Genomic DNA, 17,731 nt, shown 5'->3' with positions numbered 1-17,731 from the left:
TTGAGCGGGGACGCATATATGAGTATTGAAAAAATTGTTGAACAGGCTTTGCAGGATGGCTATTTAACGCCCTCTATGGAAGCTGAGGTCGGACGGATCTGCAATACGGCCTCGGAATTATCGATCGAAGAGTACATGGCTCTCGATCGTCTGATGGGCTCTTTGTTGACTGGCGAAGTTGTGGTTCTGCCACGCAAACAGTTCATCAACGTGATGGAAGAGTTGGTGCTCAGCGATGCGATCGCTAGGGTGGCCGAAATTGAGGCAACGAGCGACCTGAGTCTGGATGTGGGAGATATTGCAGCTTATGCTTTAAATAGGCTGCCACCTCTGTACGCTACGACGGAAGAGGGAGCTCACTTTCAAAGGGCTAGGGCTAAAGAGCAACTTCACGATTTGATTTCCAAAGAAGTCAACGCAGCGATCGCCCGCAACTTGGACAGGCCCGACACCCCAAACCCCACAGCTTTGGGCAAGTCTTCGGGAAACGAAGTTCTTTCACAGCTAAGCACTTGGCTGCAAGCTAACGCCACTAATTTTGAGCCGCAGCCTTAGTACCACCCCAAAAGCTCTATTTTAGTTAAGTCGATCCCGCTCAATTCAGAAAGCGGGATTTTTAGTTGGTTTCTGAGCAACCAACATCTAAACGCACAAGACAGAAGCCAGAATTCAAGAAAAAAAATTAAAATTTAAGAGTTTTTATTTGATGTAAAAAATAAAAAACTCCCTCTTCCTTATTCCTTATTCCTGACATCCGTTACATCAGTTATAGAATCCGTTGCCGAACTTCTTTCTTCTTTCAAACAATTAATTGTTGCTGTCAGAAGAGTCACCCAAGGGGGCGACGGTAACTTTTGTCTCTCGTTTTTCGCGTTTTTTTCGTTCCGCTTGGATGACATCTTGAAGCACTATTCGCGCTTGGGCCATTTTTTCCAAATTGCTGCGGTACAAATCTAAATCTTTGCTAACTTTGTCTTCTGGGAGGTGCAATGCCGCACAGACTTTGGCGATCGCGCCGTTTCGCGTTTCTTGGTTTTTTACCAAGTCGGGGTCAGCTTTTTCTAACAGCGAGAACAAACCGATCGCGAACAAGCGGCTGTACTTAAATTGAGGGTTGCTGGCGATCGCCCCTAAAGATGCTTGCAAATCCGCTGTATCTTCAAAGCTGGTCGAGCGATCGAGCCACGAGAGCAACTCTTGCCCGGAAAGTCGCCCCGCCAAGCTTTCCAATCTCTGAGCATCTTGTTTGTAGCGATCGGGATCGTCTTCTAGGGACTTGCACAAAGCGTTAAAAATCGAAACTCTGTCTGCTTCTGGGGCGTACCCGAGCATGAATCGATCGAAAGCTGTCACCACACCCAAAGCATAAATTGGGTCGTATTGAAAATCGGCATTTGCCGAAAGCAAGTGCATTTCTACCATCAACTCTTCCACCACTCGACGGTAAATTGAGTTGATCGGTCGAGTGTGAATCGTATAGAAACTTCGCTTAGTATCTGAAACAGTACGGTTATTGTTCACCTGAGTCTTATAGATAAATAATTTTGCCGTAGCGGGCGTGCCAGCGCGGCGTGAGTAAAGTCGGGGGAGTCTTTCTGCGATCTGGCTGACAAAAATTGCCAGTTTTTTAAGCGTTGCCGCCTCCTTGCGAGACAAAATTTTATCAAAAAGATTTTACGCCCGATCGGCAGCAACAATTAATCTGTCGCACTACGAGAGCCAAACCCCAGTATCTTTACAATCATAGCTCTTCTGGGATCGCTCATAAATCTAATCTTCTGACTTGCCCAGCCCAGGTTTCGCAACCCCTATCACAATAAGTTTTTTCTGTCAAGCCATGAACCTGAAAAATCAAACAAACATGACAATTTCTCCTGAATTAAGAGCTTTAGCCCAGTACATGGCGGGCGAATTTGACAACCGGGAACAAGCGCTAGCAGACCCGGCTTGGTACGTCCACCTTCGTTTGTGGCAAAGACCCGTACCCGTTCCTCTTTTCTCCGAACCCAGCATTGCTCTGTTTGCCGAACAAGCCAACATTCTGGAATTAGACAAGCCATACCGCCCCCGCATCGTGCAACTGAGGCACTCACAGGTAGCGCCGGGACTTATAGAAGCTCAGTATTATATGTTCCACGACATTGAAGCCGTCAAAGGAGCCGGTTGCAACCCCGACTTGCTTGGAAAGCTAACGAAGGAGCAAATCCAACTCCTCCCCGGCTGCACCCTCTCGGTTGCGGTGCAAAATTTAGCCTCAAACGGCTATCGGTTTCGGGCATCTTTGCCGGAGGGCACTCGCTGCGGCTTTGCCTACGGGGGGCAAAATTACCAAGTAGACTTGGGGTTTGAAGCAGCAGGCGAGGAATTTCTCAGCTACGACAAAGGAATCAGCCCCACGACAGGCAAGGCTATCTGGGGAGCCTTAATGGGCCCTTTTAGATTTGTCAAGCGTCAGGATTTTGCTGCTGAGATATTGGGTTGAACCACAAAGCAACAAGAAAGAAGGAAGAAAGATTTAGTTATCTAGGAGAGAAGGCAAGACTTTACCTTGACATATTCTTCTACTTTAGTGTTTTGGTGAATGTTTCAACCTTTCAAGAAAGGAATAAGGCAGAAGGAAGCAGGCAAAAATTTACCTGCTTCCTGTTCTTCTGCTGGGTTTCTGCGCGCTTCTGAGTCTCAAGCTTAAATTACCCGCGACACTGCAACCGATGCCAGCAGGAGTGCTCAACTTGCGCGCGGCACCCCCTCTAGAGCTTCTTCTTCCGTTTCAAAGATTTCAAACACAGAATCCATCATGGTGACTTCAAACACCAGTTTGGCTTCTGGATGAACATTGCAAATGCGGAAACTTCCCTTAACTTTATCCGCATCCCGCATACCTGCTACAAGTGAGGTCAGGCCAGAACTATCGATAAAGTTAACCTGACCAAGATTCACTACGACATGGCGGCTGAGTTTGGAAATACACTCTTGCAACTTGAGGCGGAATTGCCAAGCTGTAGTGATGTCCAACCGTCCTGTCGGTGCTAAGACGATAACTGTTGTACCGTCTTGAAGCGTGTGGGTTTTTTGATCAATATGAATCACTGACCCTTCCCTCAAATTTATTATCTATCGCGGTGGTTACTGTCCCAGTAGTTTAACTCAGGTCGGTGACTGCTGAGGCATCCAATTCGCCCAATCTTGCGGTTTTAAGAACTTGGAGTAGAGTTCGGCTTCTGGAGAGTTGGGTTCTGGCTCATAGCAGTATTCCCAGCGTACCAAAGGCGGCAGGGACATCAGAATCGATTCGGTGCGTCCGTTGGTTTGCAAGCCAAAGGTCGTGCCTCGATCGTACACTAAGTTAAATTCAACGTAACGGCCGCGGCGGTAAAGTTGGAAATTGCGCTCGCGATCGCCGTATTCTTTCGATCGGTGCTTTTCAATTATGGGGGTGTAAGCCGGCAAAAATGCCCTACCGCAGTCCTGTACGAAAGCGAACAGCGACTCCCAACTCCTAGGTTCCGGCACCCCGATGTTGTTGCTGCACTCAGCAGCCTTCCCTTTGACATTATGGTCGCGGTAAAGCGCGCCTTGAGCGCTTTGGTAGTCAAAAAACAGGCCGCCCACGCCGCGGGTTTCTTGGCGGTGGGGGAGGTAGAAATATTCGTCGCACCAGAGTTTAAAGGTCGGATAATATCCGGGATGGTGGCGATCGCAAGCTGCTTTCAATGTTTTGTGAAAATGAGCTGCATCCTCAGCCAACGGGTAATAAGGAGTCAAATCGACACCGCCGCCAAACCACCAAATCGGCCCAGCCTCAAAATAGCGGTAATTCAGGTGAACCGTAGGCAAATAGGGATTGCGGGGGTGCAGCACCATCGAAGTGCCAGTTGCATAGAAATCGTGACCGGCAGCTTCTGGGTGCTTGGCCAAAATCAAAGCCGGCAAACTTTCGCCCCAGACTTGGGAAAAATTGACTCCCCCCTGTTCAAAAACATTGCCTTCCCGCATGACGCGAGAACGTCCGCCGCCGCCTTCAGAGCGTTCCCAAGAGTCCTCCTTAAATTTGCCAACGCCATCGACCTGTTCGAGGGATTGACAAATTTCGTCTTGTAGGCTTTTCATAAATTGGCTGACTCTAGCTCTAGAGTCAGCGGGCGGCAAAAACGGGGAAGTGGCGGTTTTAAGTGTGGTAGAAACTGTCATCCGATTTTAGATTTTAGATTTTAGATTTTAGATTGAAGAATTGCGACCACGGCTCAATTCGCCTATTGTGACCAAATTGCTTTCGGTCGTAGAAATTCTTGCCGATCGCATTTGAGTTTGAGATTGACCGTGAGTCCCAAATCCTGTCGTCATGTAATTATGCCACCGCAGGTCTGCAAATGATCGCTATGAAGTTACATTAAAAAATAGCAATAAAAATATACTTAAACCTGCGATCGAAAATTCGCTAACCCAATTGCAGAGCTATGGTGGAAAACACAATGCCCAAGACACTCGATGTTAGTTCAGTCTTAGAAATCCTGCGACCCGTGCAAGACCCCGAACTTCAAAAAAGTTTGGTGGAATTGAACATGATTCGTAACATCAAAATTGACGGCGGTGTCGTCAGCTTTACTTTAGTGCTGACAACGCCTGCTTGCCCGCTGCGAGAATTTATTGTCGAAGATTGCCAAAAAGCAGTCAAACAGTTGCCAGGAGTCGAAAAAGTGGCGGTGGAGGTGACAGCCGAGACGCCACAGCAGAAGGGAGTGGTCGATCGCCAAGGCATTGAAGGAGTGAAAAATATTATCGCAATTTCCAGCGGCAAAGGCGGCGTCGGCAAAAGCACGGTGGCGGTAAACGTGGCAGTAGCGCTGGCGCAAACCGGGGCTAGGGTGGGTTTGCTGGATGCGGATATCTATGGGCCCAACGACCCGACCATGTTGGGTCTGGGGGACGCGAAAGTGATGGTTAGGGACGGAAAAAGCGGGGAAAGCCTCGAACCCGCCTTTAATTACGGCGTCAAATTGGTGTCGATGGCGTTTTTAATTGACAAAGACCAGCCCGTGATTTGGCGCGGCCCGATGTTGAACGGGATCATTCGGCAGTTCCTCTATCAGGTGAATTGGGGCGATTTAGACTATTTGATTGTCGATATGCCTCCGGGTACTGGAGACGCGCAGTTGACAATGGCGCAAGCGGTGCCGATGGCTGGTGTTGTGATCGTGACGACGCCGCAGACAGTGGCTTTGTTGGACTCTCGCAAGGGTTTAAAGATGTTCCAGCAGTTGGGTGTGTCGGTGCTGGGAATTGTGGAAAACATGAGCTATTTTGTGCCGCCGGATATGCCAGACAAGCAATACGATATTTTCGGTTCTGGTGGCGGGGAAAAGACTGCTGCTGAGTTGGGAGTGCCGCTGTTAGGCCGCATTCCGCTGGAAATTCCGTTGCGGGAAGGTGGCGATTCTGGGGTGCCGATCGTCGTGGGGCAACCGGGTTCTGCTTCAGCTAGGGAGTTGCGGGCGATCGCGGGCCGCATTGCCGGTAAAGTTTCCGTAGCAGCCTTAGCCTAAAAAACTCTCGTTTCTGCGCTTTGCCTCGCGTCTTCCTGTTGACGAAGATTTGCCTAGTTCTCAGGCTCTGCTTGGGAACTAGAAACGAGAAACGGTAAGCTATAAAGAGCCAACTTAACATTCCAAGAATTATGATTTTTCCAGGTTCGGCAGTTCGAGTTAAAGATAAGGGTGAGATTTACTACACCTTTCAAGGACAAGTCCAGCGAGTTAGCGACGGGAAAGTTGCGGTACTGTTTGAAGGCGGGAATTGGGACAAGCTGATTACGTTCCGCCTGTCGCAGTTGGAACTTGTCGATGCTACGGCTGGTCGCGCGAAATAGTCAGTTGGTTGTTGACAGTTGACAGTTGACAGTTGTCAGTTGTAATTAGTTATTAGTTATTGTTTATTAGTACCCACTTACAAATAATAATAAATAACAACCAACTGCCAACAACTAACTGCCAACAACCAACTGCCAACAACCAACTGCCAACAACCAACTGCCAACTGACTAATATGCGTTTACCTTTACCCCAATTTGCTACAAAACAGCGCCATCCCGATCGCATTGCTGAGGTGATCGAGACGGCAACTTCGGAGTTTTTGGCTCAATGTTTGGAACCGGAAGACTTGAGTTTTCCCGTGATGCCGCCTTTTGGCAGTTGGGTGAAGGCCGAGGATGAAGAGTCAAAAAATCAAATCTACGGCGTGGTTTATTACGCCACGACTAGCCCGATCGACTCGGTGCACAGAGCTCGCGCTTTGGGTTTGTCGCTGGAAGAGTTGCGGGAGGAACAACCGCAGATTTTTGCGATGCTCAAAACCGAGTTTCGAGTGGCGATTGTCGGGTTTGAGGCTGCGCCGGAAAGGTTGAACGGTCACGGCCCATCGAGGGGTAAAATTTATCAGTATTTGCCGCCGCGCCCGCCGCAAATTCACCAGGCGGTTTATCGCTGCGAACCGGATGAGGTGGTTGATTTTACCGTGCAGTTGGATTTTTTGAGGACGCTGCTGGGGGTGACTAATGCGCCGGTGGATGCGCTGACGGCGGCGGCGATTCGTGAGATTTATCAGTTGCGGATGCGCGATCGATCTTGGTTGGTGGAAGCGGGGAGGAGTTTGAGTGTTTTGCTGAAGGATGATTACGATCGGTTGCGGGTGATTTTGAGTCAGATTCATCCCTAGGGGGAAGCTGAATAGTATGTCAAATATTCAGGCGATCGCATCAGCCAGACTCTGGTATTTGATGAGCCTGACAATTAAATTGAGAAGGAAGAAACGATCGCACTTAATTCAAAATGCGATCGCCCCATTCACTTTTGCAGAAAACTGCGTCTGATGTAAAAGAGCATTTTTGCCCAATTTAATCTAAAGAAACATAGCGAATCAAACTCCGCATGAGCTTGCCGATAGTCGGGGCAGGTAAAATCTGCGACCATTCTTGAACTGCTGCAAAACGACGCAAGTAGAGTGCGCTAACAATTTTATCGATTCCCTTCTGCGAGCCAATCACTAGGATCAGCACAGGTTCCCGGTCTGGTTCAGCAGGCACAGGATTTGGCTGCGATGTGGGCGATGTCGGGATTTCGTTGATATCTGTGGAAACAAAAAGCTGTGTTTGAATCATTGCGGTCAATCTCCTCGATCTGATAGATGCTAATTGTCAACTAACCGCAGTGTAGCGCATTAGATGACAATTAGCAACGTTTACAGAATCGTGACTCTCTGACACAATCGGGAGCATGGGAAGAGCAGGTAAAGCCCTCAAAAAAATATTAGAGGCATACGATATCAGTCAATATCAATTGGCGGCAAAGATGGAAATCGATCGCTCAAACGTTAGCCGTTGGGTGAGTGAAGAACGAGACCCGTCTGCCGAGGCGGTATTTGCGATTAAGCAAGCGTTGCAGACATTCAATCGGGAGGCGGCTGATGAATTCGTCAGGTTGTACCTGGGAAATGGCGAAGAAAACGGTTAGGTTATCAGGTGTGGAGAGCGCCCCACCGATCGCCCTTGCTGCATTCAAGGGCGATCGCCCATTAGTTTGCAATCATTTATTTAAACCGAGAAAGATTATATGTGGGTAGAGATAACAGGGCTGAATCAAGTTCCCGAATGGGATATTTTGAAGGTAAAAGTTGAGGGTAATTCGCTGATTTTGAATCGTCAAGGCATGAATGTTACTTGTTACCGTAATGCTTGCACTCATTTAGAATATCCGATCGACATGGGTAAGGTAAGCGGCGGTATCATTACCTGTCCGTTCCATAAGTATCAGTACAAGTTAGATAGCGGTAAATGTTTGAATGCACCAGCCGATTCCCTGGAATCTTATCCGGTAAAGATTGAGGGCGATCGCGTTTTTGTGGAGATAGATGAGTCATGATTCATCAGTCATTTACTCGTTACCAGGCTGGAAGCTGGAAGTTAAAATTCTGAAAGATAGGGGTAAATATAGATTGTACGCGATCGTCTGTAGGGACACGGCAATGCCGTGTCCGGCCCGGGGATCTGCGACTTTTAATACTTTCAACCTACCGCTTTCGCGCGCCGCTGGCGGAGGAAAACCGCCAAAAGCCCGATCGCACCTACCACCAACAGCAGCCATTCTTCCGGTTCAGGAACCCCCGAAACATTCAGAGGATTATTCGGCTTAGTTAACTCCTCCTTACCCGATTCTACCTCTCTGTCAAATCGATCGCTCTTAGCTTCCGCTGCTTTTAGCTGCTCCCTTTGCGCGTCATTAACTAACACAATCATCGAAGAATACGGCGTCACCACTTTGAAATTTTTAGCTACTGCGTGCATCGCATCCAGTTGCGTCAATTGATTGGAACTTTTCTGCTTGCTAAGTGCAGTTATCAACTGTCGCGCAGCTATCGGTTTAAAGCCTTCATTTCCTGTATTTTTTGACTCTGCAACTGCCGCAGATTTAGCGGTTTTTTTCGACGGCGGGGTTTTGGCATAACTCCAAACATAGCCGTCAACAACGCTAACTGTAGATTTGCCCGACGCGGCTGTCGTCGCCACTCGCTGCATCGCCTCTTTCATATCCGTAGCAACTCCGCCGCCACTATCTTGAATAGCCTTTAAAGTTGCGTCGTCGTAGCCGGGGGGCAAACCTCCCAAATGCACTGTCCACAGCGGTGCAGAGATGGAAAGTTTAGGTTTGCGATCGTCCGATAATTCGTAACTGTGGCGATCGCTCACCACAAATACAGTATCGTAACTTTTATCGCCCCGCAACTGTGCAAATTGTTGCAGCATATCTTTGAGCTGGATTGTACCGTAAAACGTCACCTTTGCCGCATCGAAATTGCGTACATCTTCCACCAACTTAGGCGGCATTCCCGCAGCGCTGGCGACATACAAATCAACAGCATTTTTTGCCACTGCATTAGCTTTCAACCATTCAAAAGTATCTTTTACTTGCTTATTTTCCGCCGCCATGCTGCGGGAAGTATCGAGAATTACTGCCAACTTTTTGCCTTGCGGTAGCGAGTAATTTGCATCAGCCAGCGGCTTAGCAGAAATGATATTTTCTCCCGGTAGAATCGCCTGCTGCGCTGTTAGCGGTTGCTGTGCGACTGCAGGCAAAAACGGTGGCAGCCAAGTTTCTATTGCTTCTTTCCCGCTGTATTTCACCTCTTTTCCGGCGATCGTGCGGCGCGTATTTTGGTTCCAAAAAATGTTGCGTTTTTCAGCCAAAACAGGCATAGCCCAACCCTGCGGCTGCCGCATGACTTTATAAGTAAGCCACAGGTTCATCTCCGTTGGCGCGTCAGTTTGCGTTCCCGAAAAATCTCGTTTAACCGGAATTGGAAAAGCCCGCAAGCGGTATTGTTTTGGGCCAATTTGTTCTAGCAAAGCCGGATCGACCCTTTCTACCACCTGCTGGTTGTAAACTTGCTGGGCGGCACCGCGAGGCGATAGAGTAAAGACAAAACGCTTGTTCAAATCGCCCGTATCGCCCAGCCAAATTCCTGTAACTGCCGCGCTTTCCGGCAGGGAAAAGTAGTAGAATACTTCTTGCAAGTTTGTTGTTTGATTATTGTAAACTTCGTAGAGTTGAACGTCTGCCCAATCGCCGTTTTCTTTGACAGTAACTTCTTGCGACTGCAACCATACTTTTTCCTCATTGACATTCAGCAAACCAGCTTTAGCTTCTTCCCGGTTTGATGTTGACTGCACCGCGTGTTTTACTGCTTCTGTGTCACCTTTCTGAATTTCCGTATCGAAGAATTCGCCGTAGAGTTTTTCAGCTTTTTTAACATCTGCACTAGAGCCTTGATACAAAAACGGCGACATTAAAAAATTATAGCTGTTCTGCACAGTTTGAGCCGCTCCGTCAGGCAAATTCAAACTATTTTTGTATATCTCATAAATGTGGTTGTTTTCTCCTACAGCGCTGAGGTAGCGGTAAGGGGACAAATAAGCGTTAACTAAGCCGGATCGAATCATATCAGATTTGGCTAATAAAGTTTGGCGAACCGTGTCATTTGCGGGGGGACTCGCCAGCATTTTCAGTGCTGCAACTTGTGGCTGCTGCTGCAAAGCGGAGAAAATAGCCAGCCAAGCTGCTATGACTCCCAAACTTCCGATTAGCGCTTTATTTTTCCCGTATTGTGCAGCAAAACTCTGCCATATTTTCCGCCCGGAATGAATGTAGAGAAAGCCGTACAGCGAAGGCATGACAACAAACAAGCTACAGGTTAAACCAAAGAATATCAAGGATAGCGCTATCCAAGTTAAACCCAAGCTTAAAACCGATATCCACGCCCCGTCTCTAAACATATCCCAAAAAGGTGATACCCATGTAAATTTGAAAAATTCAATGACTAAAGCGAAGAATCCATAAAGTGTAAAAAATGCCACAGGTACAGCGTAATACATCAGCAATGTTGCCGCCCAAATGCCAACTACTAGCATTAAACTGTGGCATCCTAATTGCAGCCACGCACTTCCCTTGTCTGCGCTTAAGCTTAAAAAACGAGGCTGTTTATTATCGAAATTCTGGGAATATGAAATATTTTGAACATTTTCTCTTTTACCCAGATATCCGTACAGCATTTCCACTGAAAAGGCTGCAATGCACAAAACAATAGTAGCGATGATTAGAGAACTAGCTGGGGTGAGTTCTCGCAGCAGGAACAAGCGGAGCAAACACAGCAAAAATAGCGGTGCTTCTACGCCGTAAAACCAACGCATTAGCTCTAGGGGTTGCTGCCTAAAACGCCTAGAGCCTACTACAGTACATACAGTGGGTACTGCGATCGTAGCGGCCATCGTCAAAGTAAATTCTAGGGGGATGATGCCATCGATTGTCGCCATAATTAATGGCACTCCTATAATCGGCAAAATTCCCAAGTAAACAATCGATAAAAAAGTCAAATTCCAAAACCAAAAAATTCTTAAAAAAATTCCATCAAATACTTGTTTTATTTTCATTTATTTCTCCTTGTAAGCTTTGTTTAACGCTATCGTGTACATTGCTAGCTAACTTTTTTACTTCGTGATTTTCTGGTTGTAGCGAACTGTCAAATAAAATGGAAACTAGCACCCAATCGTGATTGTTTTTAGTGAGATCGCTGCCGATACGGGACAAGAAGTTATCTGTAGTTAACTGTGCAGATTGCAGCCAGTATACTGCTGATAATTGATTGTTGTTGAGAGACAGCCACCGGGCTGTTACTGAAGGAGTTAATTGTTTTTTTTCTATGCGGTTGACGGGAATTCCGCTCACTACAAAACACAACTCGGGGGCGTGATAAGTTTGCCAGGATGTGCTCGCTACTGTGAGCATGGAACCGCGCAAGTTGCCGGCGACAAATCTAATTTTTTGTGTTTGCGTGTCCGGATAGTTGCCAAAGAATTTTTGTTCGCTAGCATTCAGGGGAATCGACTCTGATTTAATATATTCAGGCAATCTTAAAGGTGCGATCGCCATTTTTGACGTTTCTACATGAGACAGTTGAGACATGACTGCCAAAACTGTGACTGCTGCAATTATTCCTAGTTTGGCTAAAGGGTGGTTTTCGAGTATTTCTGAGTTGGGTTTGGCAGAAATCCCGCTGGTTTTTTGGGGCTGAAATTTCGGTACTCGTTGCAGCATTAACCAGGTCACAAAACAAGCACATACTAAACCGACAATTCCCAGGGGAACGTGAATAATTTCTGCTAATTTTGGCTGCTTAAACACTTCGGAAACCAGGACTAACACGGCAACCCGCGCGGCGTTAGCCGACACTAACATTAAGAGATTAGCAACGCCGACGGCTAGCCATCTTAAACTCAATTTACGTCCTTCCAGCCAGGTAGCAGCTAGCAAAAATAGCGTTCCGACTAATAGGGTTTTAATCCCGCTACAAGGCACGTCAACGTGAGCGATGCCGTTTTCCAAAAGGATAATATCGTAAGAAGAAATAGCCACAACGTGCAGCATTGAGAGCAACTGTTCTACTACCTGAGCAGTCAGCACTCGCGCCGGCAAACCTAATGCGCTATTAAACTGACTGTTGAATGGTAAAATACAAGCCAGCAAGCCCGCAACTGGCAAGTTTTTTTGCCAAAAGTTCTGCTCCACCAATAAGCCGCACAGCCCATAAGTTCCGAGGATAAATAGCAGGACAGTAATTTGTTTGATATCAATTATGCACTGAAGGGCGATCGAGCAAATACCCGCACCCAACATCAACAGCAGTGGATATCGCCTCAAAACGAAATTTGGCGAAAATCCAGGCGGGCGATCCTCTTCGAGGGCTGCGCTAACGGAGTTCCCAGTCGATCGCACTACTAATGCTACAATCAAAAAAGCAATTACTATCTTGTACAGTGTGGGTATCTCAACAAGCGAGGATAACAGCCACTTAACTGCCGAGATATTAGCCCAAAACCAAGCAAGCGCTAACAAAAAAGGAGCCAGCCAAACCAAATTAACCCCTGAATTGGGACTGACAGCATCTGGAAGGTCAGAATTGGGAATATTGGTGCGCTGCATGATACCGCTTGACATTCACGTTGGTGACATCTTAGCTCAGCAAAATTGGTAATGCCTAGACCGATTATTTAAGTTTTGTCAAGTTTCGATTTTATCTACAGAGGAGCTAGCGTTATAATAATTAATTTTAGCGGAGGTAAAAATGAGCGAAAAAAGCCCAGGATACAAAATTGTTAGCGATAACCGACAAGCGCGCCATCTCTATGAAATTATAGAGACATATCAGGTAGGCATCGAGTTGAAGGGAACCGAAGTCAAATCAATTCGGGAAGGAAAAGCCAATTTGCGGGACGGATATGGCTTAGTTCGGAACGGCGAACTGTGGCTGATCAACGTTCACATTTCGCCCTGGAGAAGTGCTAGCAACTATTTTAATCACGAACCCCGCCGCACTCGTAAATTGCTGATGCACAAGCAGGAAATTCGCAAATTAATCGGCAAAGTCGAAGAAAAAGGTTTGACTTTAGTGCCGTTAAAAATGTATTTGAAAGGCGGCTGGGTAAAACTTGATATCGGTTTGGGAAAAGGGAAAAAACTGTACGACAAGCGCGAAGATTTGAAGAAACGCGAAGACAAGCGGGATATGGAAAGAGCCATGAAGCAATTTTAGTCATTAGTCATTACTCATTAGTCATTACTCATTAGACATCTCCGGAAAAGAAATTTAAACCTTTGCTACTCTAAGGTTTAAATTTCTTGTTTGGAGATGTTTATTAGTCAGGAGTCATTAGTGATTAATGATTTGTGATTGCTGATTAGTGATTGATTATTTTAAATCGAGTTCGGTTAATTACTCATCATAAAATTGTTCGATATCCCCGTTGAAAATTTTGAGGACTTCCGTGGTCACTATCAACTTAATTAGAGTTATTCCACCGAAATCCATCTTAAAGCAGATTGCAAGTTGATGAAATACACCCCCCATCGAGCAATCCCTCTAGGAGCAAAGTATTGCCGTGTCACTACTGTAATTCATAAACCTGCGTGCTGTATCTCCTAATACAGTCGCATACTGTCGATCGACTGACCCCTGACTAAGTATTATTACTTAGACAAAGGGGACTGTTCTACCTTCTTTCTGCTTTCCGCTTCCTTTTTTTTGAAAATATCCGGATGGCTTGTGGAGTCTCATGAATGATTAACCTATGCTCGAATACATCTAGGTAGTGGGAGCATTACCCAAGCATTCGGCTGTGGACTTGCAAGCTCTTATGAGAAATGGGCTCAAGCCTGAGTCCTTTCCTAAGATTATGATGCCATTAGGGTGGCAATTAAATCTGGCAAACAAAATATAGCCCAACTCTCAGGTTAAAATATGCTAAAAATGAGACCATTAGCTAACATTTTCAATGTTATGAAAGAGCCAGCAAAAAAGCATCACACCTCGAAGTGGGGAGCCTTCTTGGTGATGCTAGCAGTAGGCTTTGGTGGCTGGCAAATTGGGTTGCCGGAACTGGCATCATTTTTTAATAATATTGCCTTTGAAAACTACAAAGCCAATAGATTGGCTGATACTCAACAAGCCTATGAGTTAGCACTTTCTGTCGATCCCAAAAGCCGCACAGCTCTTTACAATTTGGGATGGCTTTGCGAAGAGGTGCAAGATTTACAGTGCGCTCGAGGAAAATATTTGCAAGCTGCAAAACTCGGTCTGCCAGCAGCTTACAGCAATCTAGCTCGCTTGTATATAATCGATCAAAAAAACTCTGCTGCTGCCGTTCACTTACTGTGGCAAGGTTTGAAATTAGCTGAGGACGATCAAGTTAAATATTCTTTACTCAAAAACTTGGGATGGGCGCGCCTTGAACAGGGTCGATATTCAGAGGCATTGCAACATCTGGATGCAGCGATTAAACTTGATAGTGAAAGACCAGCAACTTACTGCTTAAAAGCGCAAGTCCTAGAAAAGATGAAAAACACGAAGGAAGCGCTACCGCAGTGGAAAATTTGTCTAAAGTATGCGGATTCTCAAGAATTCGATGAGGATATATGGATAGGAATGGCACGTCAACGATTAAACGAGGAAAAAACAAATAAATGAAACGCACAGTTTTGTTTTCATCAACCATACTGGCAATTATAACGGTACTGGAGCTAAGTCAAGCCTCAACAGCACTGCCAACTCCTTCGACTGTTAAAATTACAGTTAATGAATCAGTCGAAACGCCGTTCGACTTCAATCAATCGACGTGGCGGCGGTGCAGAGATAGAGATGGTGGAAAATATCCGTGTCCGAGATTCATCCTGCCTCGCGAGAGCGAAAAATAAGAGTTATTTTCAAAAAATTTTGTAGAGTGTAACATCACCACTTTACAGCAACAGGTATGTAGTATGTAGTAGTATGGATGGTGCGCAGTGCGCACCTGATAGCATTTGAGATTTGAGATTAAATAATTGAAAAATTGGAAACAACTTAATGACTATAATGGTTTGCAGCTTGCATAAAGCTGCATTCTTTTTTTGAACTGGTATAACTATTAATAATTGCTGTGTCCGCTGTTGCTGGAATCCGCACCGGGCGGGGAGAAAACCCCGCCAGCAATTCTATCTACTCGCCCTCCGTCAAAACTGAATCAGGCTGCTGCTGCGAGTTGCTGTAAAAACTAGCAATAATCGCCACCATCAACCACCAAAGCATATTAACTTCGGGTCTGTACCAAACTGTATCTACAAAACCGTGGGCCATCATGCCGGCTAAAGTTGCGATCGCCCCAATCAACCAAAACCCGTGACTCGATTTTAGATTTTGGATTTTAGATTTTGGATTTCGGGATTCTTCCTCTAAATTAGAAATCTTAAATTGTGAATCCCGCAGATTTTTTATCTGCAAAAAACCTTGATTGACGGTGACTGTCATCAGCCAAAGGAAAGATATTAAACCGATAAAACCGGTTTCTACTGCAATTTCCAGCAGCACGGAATAAGCGCTCAAAGCAGTAAATCTCGGCTTCATATAAAGCGGATAAACTTTATTAAAAGCAGTGTTTCCCGGGCCAATTCCGAGAATCGGTCGATCGCGAATCATGTCAACCACCGCTGTCCAAACATTAATCCGAAAATTGTTGCTGCTGTCACCTCGTCCAATAAACATACTCGAAACTCGATCGCGCAGCGGCTCCACTAAAGCCACTCCCAAAATTAACGCCCCAGCCAAACCTCCTAACCCTAACGGCAGGGCCCAAGTTCGCCAGAACCGAGGCATCAAAGGACTGTACCAATACCAAAGCAGCACTAAAAATACCACAAGCAGAGCCACAAAACCGATCCAAGCACCCCGGCTGTCCGTGTAGCGCAAACACGCGCAATTCACCACCAGCATCGTCAGCGCTAAAACTTTTGTTGCCCATCCTTGCCACACAAAAAGTGCGGCGGCGCTCAATGCAATGGCCGGCAGTAAATAGGAACCAAGCAAGTTAGGATTTCCCAGAAAGCTGTAAACTCGCGTGACATTGGCTTGAATAGAAGTCGGATCGTTCCAAGTAGCTAATGGTGGCACTTTGTCAATCCACTGCCGCACGCCATAGAAGCTGACAACTAGAGCGACGTTCAAAAATACGGCAATTAACCACGATCGCCAACGGGGCGATCGCAATATCCGAGCCATCAGCGCAAAAAACAGCAAATACAGCGTTAGCTTGCTCCAACCCGTAAAAGCGGCAGCTTTCACTGGCGACATCGCGGTTGCGACGGTGGCAATGCCCCAGTACAGCAGAACCAGCAAGTGAATGGGCGTCAAGGCGATCGCGCGATCGTCGGAAACAGTCAGCAGCACCCAAAATGCAGCGCCAGCCGCCATCAACACTCCCACCAAGGCATTGTTCACAAATGGCCCCAAACCGAAAGTCAAGGCCAGCAAAACAAAACCCAGCGGTTCTGCCCACTGCATCAGCCAGCTACTCTGGCGCCAACTGCGCAAAGAGCCGATCGCTAAATTTAATAAATAACTTCCACTTTGCCACTGAGAGAGCGGCAAATTTGCCAGAGTTAACTGTTGCCAAACTGAATTCATTGCTATTGTAGATTTGTACTTGGTAATCGGTAATTGGTAATTGGGAATCGGTAATTGGGAATTGGTAATCGGGAATTGGTAATCGGGAATTGGTAATTGAAAAAAGTTGAGTTATTTTTCTTCCTTCTTTCAGCAGTTACGTCCTGTACACTGCCTCTTCCTTCTTCCTTCTTCCCTCTTCCTTCTTCCTTCTTCCTTCTTCCTTCTTTAACCTTCCAACAATTCCGTAGCATTGGTGCAGGGGAGCCAGAGCACGTAGCGATATCCAGATTCCGGGGCCCCTTGAATCGAGAGTTGACCGCCTTGAATTTCCACCAATTGGCAGCAAAGCAGCAGCCCCAAGCGTTCCCTGGCCCCGTAACCAGCTAACACCGGTGCGGTATCCTCGGCATTCTGCGCCACCAAACCCGCCAACTCAGAAAACGCCAGCGTTAATCGCTGCGAACCCTGTGTCGGGAGTTGCGGTTCTCCGGGGGAGTCGGTTTCGGAGTTCGATGGCGAACCGCTACCCGATCCGACCTTCAACAAGTAGTCGGTGTAGAGTTTAGCATGGGGCAAACTTTCTCCCAACCAAGGATGAAAAACCCAAACTCCGATGTTGATACCGTCTTCTTTCCGAGAAACGTGGACTCGAATCACGCTGCCTGCCCCAGCAGATTGAATAATGCTAAAAATTAAGTGGTGCAGCATTTGCTGAACCTTATCTTTATCGACCAACCAGATGCGCGGCCCGGGCCCCATCGACAAATTAATTTCTTGCTCTCGCCTACTTGCCGCCGGCAACAAGATTGTCACAACCTGCTGGCACAAAGTTTCTATATCGACTGCGGTTCGCTTCAACGTGAAAGCGGAATCATCTAGTTCTGCCAGTTCCAAAATTTCTTCAACTAGCGATCGCAAAGATCGGCTGCTGTCTTGGATCACATCAATATATTCTTTTTGTTTGCTCGTTAAGGGGCCATAAATTTCTTGTTTCAACACGCTTGCCATGCCGAGAACAGAAGTGAGCGGTGTGAGCAATTCCTGCGCTAAATAATTCAGCAGTTTTACCTTAATTGAGTTAGTAGACAAATCGATAGGTTGGTTAGTCATTGGTAATTTTTATTGGTTCATTGTCGAGCGAGCGTTGGCGGTTCATTAGACCTATTCCAAAAGTCTATAACAATGTGTTTACACTTCACAAAAGAAAAAGGTAGGA

20 protein-coding genes are annotated in these 17,731 nt (G+C 46.5%); 11 read left to right on the top strand and 9 right to left on the bottom strand.

Features of this window, described 5'->3' with window-relative positions; all coding sequences use genetic code 11:
• The first annotated feature begins 18 nt into the window (after positions 1-18).
• Positions 19-555, top strand: coding sequence for a late competence development ComFB family protein (locus QUA54_RS04055; RefSeq protein ID WP_006631395.1), 537 nt, complete (start codon positions 19-21; stop codon positions 553-555).
• 252 nt (positions 556-807) lie between these two features.
• On the opposite strand, the gene psb29 is transcribed toward QUA54_RS04055, so the two are convergent.
• On the bottom strand, positions 808-1,521 hold the full coding sequence (gene psb29 / locus QUA54_RS04050) for a photosystem II biogenesis protein Psp29 (protein ID WP_333413580.1): 714 nt from the start codon (positions 1,519-1,521) through the stop codon (positions 808-810).
• A gap of 340 nt (positions 1,522-1,861) precedes the next feature.
• On the opposite strand from psb29, the gene QUA54_RS04045 reads away from it, so the two are divergent.
• Positions 1,862-2,482, top strand: coding sequence for a chromophore lyase CpcT/CpeT (locus QUA54_RS04045; RefSeq protein WP_333413446.1), 621 nt, complete (start codon positions 1,862-1,864; stop codon positions 2,480-2,482).
• Between the two features lie 245 nt (positions 2,483-2,727).
• Here the strand turns inward: QUA54_RS04045 and QUA54_RS04040 are convergent, their stop codons facing one another.
• Positions 2,728-3,090, bottom strand: coding sequence for an STAS domain-containing protein (locus tag QUA54_RS04040; RefSeq protein WP_006631392.1), 363 nt, complete (start codon positions 3,088-3,090; stop codon positions 2,728-2,730).
• 57 nt (positions 3,091-3,147) lie between these two features.
• Complete coding sequence (gene hemF, locus QUA54_RS04035) at positions 3,148-4,191, bottom strand: oxygen-dependent coproporphyrinogen oxidase (protein WP_172186735.1); 1,044 nt, start codon at positions 4,189-4,191, stop codon at positions 3,148-3,150.
• 281 nt (positions 4,192-4,472) lie between these two features.
• Here hemF and QUA54_RS04030 point away from each other — a divergent pair, with 281 nt between their 5' ends.
• The 4 genes from QUA54_RS04030 (at position 4,473) to QUA54_RS04015 (ending at position 6,865) form a co-directional block, all read left to right on the top strand.
• Entirely contained in the window at positions 4,473-5,543 is a 1,071-nt protein-coding gene (locus QUA54_RS04030; protein WP_333413443.1) for an Mrp/NBP35 family ATP-binding protein, read from the top strand.
• A 131-nt stretch (positions 5,544-5,674) separates the two neighbouring features.
• A complete protein-coding gene (locus tag QUA54_RS04025; protein ID WP_172186737.1) occupies positions 5,675-5,866 on the top strand; it encodes an NAD(P)H dehydrogenase subunit NdhS in 192 nt (63 codons plus the stop codon).
• Between the two features lie 176 nt (positions 5,867-6,042).
• Positions 6,043-6,711: an HAS-barrel domain-containing protein gene (locus QUA54_RS04020; RefSeq protein WP_333413441.1), complete on the top strand. Its 669-nt coding sequence runs from the start codon at positions 6,043-6,045 to the stop codon at positions 6,709-6,711.
• Positions 6,712-6,727: 16 nt separating this feature from the next.
• Positions 6,728-6,865: a hypothetical protein gene (locus QUA54_RS04015; protein ID WP_333413440.1), complete on the top strand. Its 138-nt coding sequence runs from the start codon at positions 6,728-6,730 to the stop codon at positions 6,863-6,865.
• A 24-nt stretch (positions 6,866-6,889) separates the two neighbouring features.
• Here QUA54_RS04015 and QUA54_RS04010 read toward each other — a convergent pair whose 3' ends face one another.
• The gene (locus QUA54_RS04010) at positions 6,890-7,153 is read right to left on the bottom strand and encodes a peptide ABC transporter substrate-binding protein (protein ID WP_333413438.1); all 264 of its coding nucleotides are present in this window, start codon (positions 7,151-7,153) and stop codon (positions 6,890-6,892) included.
• 115 nt (positions 7,154-7,268) lie between these two features.
• On the opposite strand from QUA54_RS04010, the gene QUA54_RS04005 reads away from it, so the two are divergent.
• A complete protein-coding gene (locus QUA54_RS04005) occupies positions 7,269-7,505 on the top strand; it encodes a helix-turn-helix domain-containing protein (protein ID WP_015175931.1) in 237 nt (78 codons plus the stop codon).
• Between the two features lie 99 nt (positions 7,506-7,604).
• Positions 7,605-7,913 (top strand): Rieske (2Fe-2S) protein, encoded by a 309-nt coding sequence (locus tag QUA54_RS04000; RefSeq protein WP_333190649.1) that lies wholly within the window; start codon positions 7,605-7,607, stop codon positions 7,911-7,913.
• 143 nt (positions 7,914-8,056) lie between these two features.
• On the opposite strand, the gene QUA54_RS03995 is transcribed toward QUA54_RS04000, so the two are convergent.
• Both QUA54_RS03995 and xrtO read right to left on the bottom strand, forming a co-directional pair.
• On the bottom strand, positions 8,057-10,975 hold the full coding sequence (locus QUA54_RS03995) for a TIGR02921 family PEP-CTERM protein (protein WP_333413436.1): 2,919 nt from the start codon (positions 10,973-10,975) through the stop codon (positions 8,057-8,059).
• Positions 10,953-12,539: an exosortase O gene (xrtO, locus tag QUA54_RS03990; RefSeq protein WP_333413434.1), complete on the bottom strand. Its 1,587-nt coding sequence runs from the start codon at positions 12,537-12,539 to the stop codon at positions 10,953-10,955. The genes QUA54_RS03995 and xrtO overlap by 23 nt, the downstream gene beginning before the upstream one ends.
• 127 nt (positions 12,540-12,666) lie before the next feature.
• Between xrtO and smpB the strand changes: the two genes are divergently transcribed.
• From smpB to QUA54_RS03975, 3 genes are all read left to right on the top strand, one after another.
• Positions 12,667-13,134: an SsrA-binding protein SmpB gene (smpB, locus tag QUA54_RS03985; RefSeq protein WP_006631384.1), complete on the top strand. Its 468-nt coding sequence runs from the start codon at positions 12,667-12,669 to the stop codon at positions 13,132-13,134.
• A gap of 744 nt (positions 13,135-13,878) precedes the next feature.
• On the top strand, positions 13,879-14,565 hold the full coding sequence (locus tag QUA54_RS03980; protein WP_333190652.1) for a tetratricopeptide repeat protein: 687 nt from the start codon (positions 13,879-13,881) through the stop codon (positions 14,563-14,565).
• The gene (locus QUA54_RS03975) at positions 14,562-14,792 is read left to right on the top strand and encodes an Osc7112_2153 family protein (protein WP_333413432.1); all 231 of its coding nucleotides are present in this window, start codon (positions 14,562-14,564) and stop codon (positions 14,790-14,792) included. Before QUA54_RS03980 ends, QUA54_RS03975 begins: the two co-directional genes overlap by 4 nt.
• A 280-nt stretch (positions 14,793-15,072) precedes the next feature.
• Here QUA54_RS03975 and QUA54_RS03970 read toward each other — a convergent pair whose 3' ends face one another.
• From QUA54_RS03970 to QUA54_RS03960, 3 genes are read right to left on the bottom strand one after another with little or no spacing between them, the layout of a single operon-like run.
• Entirely contained in the window at positions 15,073-16,533 is a 1,461-nt protein-coding gene (locus QUA54_RS03970; protein WP_333413430.1) for an IctB family putative bicarbonate transporter, read from the bottom strand.
• 2 nt (positions 16,534-16,535) lie between these two features.
• Positions 16,536-16,766 carry a hypothetical protein gene (locus tag QUA54_RS03965; protein WP_333413428.1) on the bottom strand — a complete coding sequence of 77 codons (231 nt, stop codon included), beginning with the start codon at positions 16,764-16,766 and terminating at the stop codon, positions 16,536-16,538.
• Positions 16,741-17,625 carry a sensor histidine kinase gene (locus QUA54_RS03960; protein ID WP_172186747.1) on the bottom strand — a complete coding sequence of 295 codons (885 nt, stop codon included), beginning with the start codon at positions 17,623-17,625 and terminating at the stop codon, positions 16,741-16,743. Before QUA54_RS03960 ends, QUA54_RS03965 begins: the two co-directional genes overlap by 26 nt.
• Positions 17,626-17,731 lie beyond the last annotated feature (106 nt).

The sequence above is a fragment of the Microcoleus sp. MOSTC5 genome, assembly GCF_036701825.1.
Taxonomy (GTDB): domain Bacteria; phylum Cyanobacteriota; class Cyanobacteriia; order Cyanobacteriales; family Microcoleaceae; genus Microcoleus; species Microcoleus asticus.
Note: the sequence above shows the minus strand (reverse complement) of the source record. Positions and strands in the feature narration are given on the sequence as shown.

Coding starts and splice junctions, on each gene's coding strand:
- QUA54_RS04055 (WP_006631395.1), top strand. CDS start 19: ATGAGTATTGAAAAAATTGTTGAACAGGCTTTGCAGGATGGCTATTTA.
- QUA54_RS04020 (WP_333413441.1), top strand. CDS start 6,043: ATGCGTTTACCTTTACCCCAATTTGCTACAAAACAGCGCCATCCCGAT.
- QUA54_RS03980 (WP_333190652.1), top strand. CDS start 13,879: ATGAAAGAGCCAGCAAAAAAGCATCACACCTCGAAGTGGGGAGCCTTC.
- QUA54_RS04005 (WP_015175931.1), top strand. CDS start 7,269: ATGGGAAGAGCAGGTAAAGCCCTCAAAAAAATATTAGAGGCATACGAT.
- smpB (WP_006631384.1), top strand. CDS start 12,667: ATGAGCGAAAAAAGCCCAGGATACAAAATTGTTAGCGATAACCGACAA.
- QUA54_RS03970 (WP_333413430.1), bottom strand. CDS start 16,533: ATGAATTCAGTTTGGCAACAGTTAACTCTGGCAAATTTGCCGCTCTCT.
- QUA54_RS03960 (WP_172186747.1), bottom strand. CDS start 17,625: ATGACTAACCAACCTATCGATTTGTCTACTAACTCAATTAAGGTAAAA.
- xrtO (WP_333413434.1), bottom strand. CDS start 12,539: ATGTCAAGCGGTATCATGCAGCGCACCAATATTCCCAATTCTGACCTT.
- QUA54_RS04030 (WP_333413443.1), top strand. CDS start 4,473: ATGCCCAAGACACTCGATGTTAGTTCAGTCTTAGAAATCCTGCGACCC.
- hemF (WP_172186735.1), bottom strand. CDS start 4,191: ATGACAGTTTCTACCACACTTAAAACCGCCACTTCCCCGTTTTTGCCG.
- QUA54_RS03995 (WP_333413436.1), bottom strand. CDS start 10,975: ATGAAAATAAAACAAGTATTTGATGGAATTTTTTTAAGAATTTTTTGG.
- QUA54_RS04015 (WP_333413440.1), top strand. CDS start 6,728: ATGTCAAATATTCAGGCGATCGCATCAGCCAGACTCTGGTATTTGATG.
- QUA54_RS04045 (WP_333413446.1), top strand. CDS start 1,862: ATGACAATTTCTCCTGAATTAAGAGCTTTAGCCCAGTACATGGCGGGC.
- QUA54_RS03975 (WP_333413432.1), top strand. CDS start 14,562: ATGAAACGCACAGTTTTGTTTTCATCAACCATACTGGCAATTATAACG.
- QUA54_RS04025 (WP_172186737.1), top strand. CDS start 5,675: ATGATTTTTCCAGGTTCGGCAGTTCGAGTTAAAGATAAGGGTGAGATT.
- QUA54_RS04010 (WP_333413438.1), bottom strand. CDS start 7,153: ATGATTCAAACACAGCTTTTTGTTTCCACAGATATCAACGAAATCCCG.
- QUA54_RS03965 (WP_333413428.1), bottom strand. CDS start 16,766: ATGCTACGGAATTGTTGGAAGGTTAAAGAAGGAAGAAGGAAGAAGGAA.
- QUA54_RS04000 (WP_333190649.1), top strand. CDS start 7,605: ATGTGGGTAGAGATAACAGGGCTGAATCAAGTTCCCGAATGGGATATT.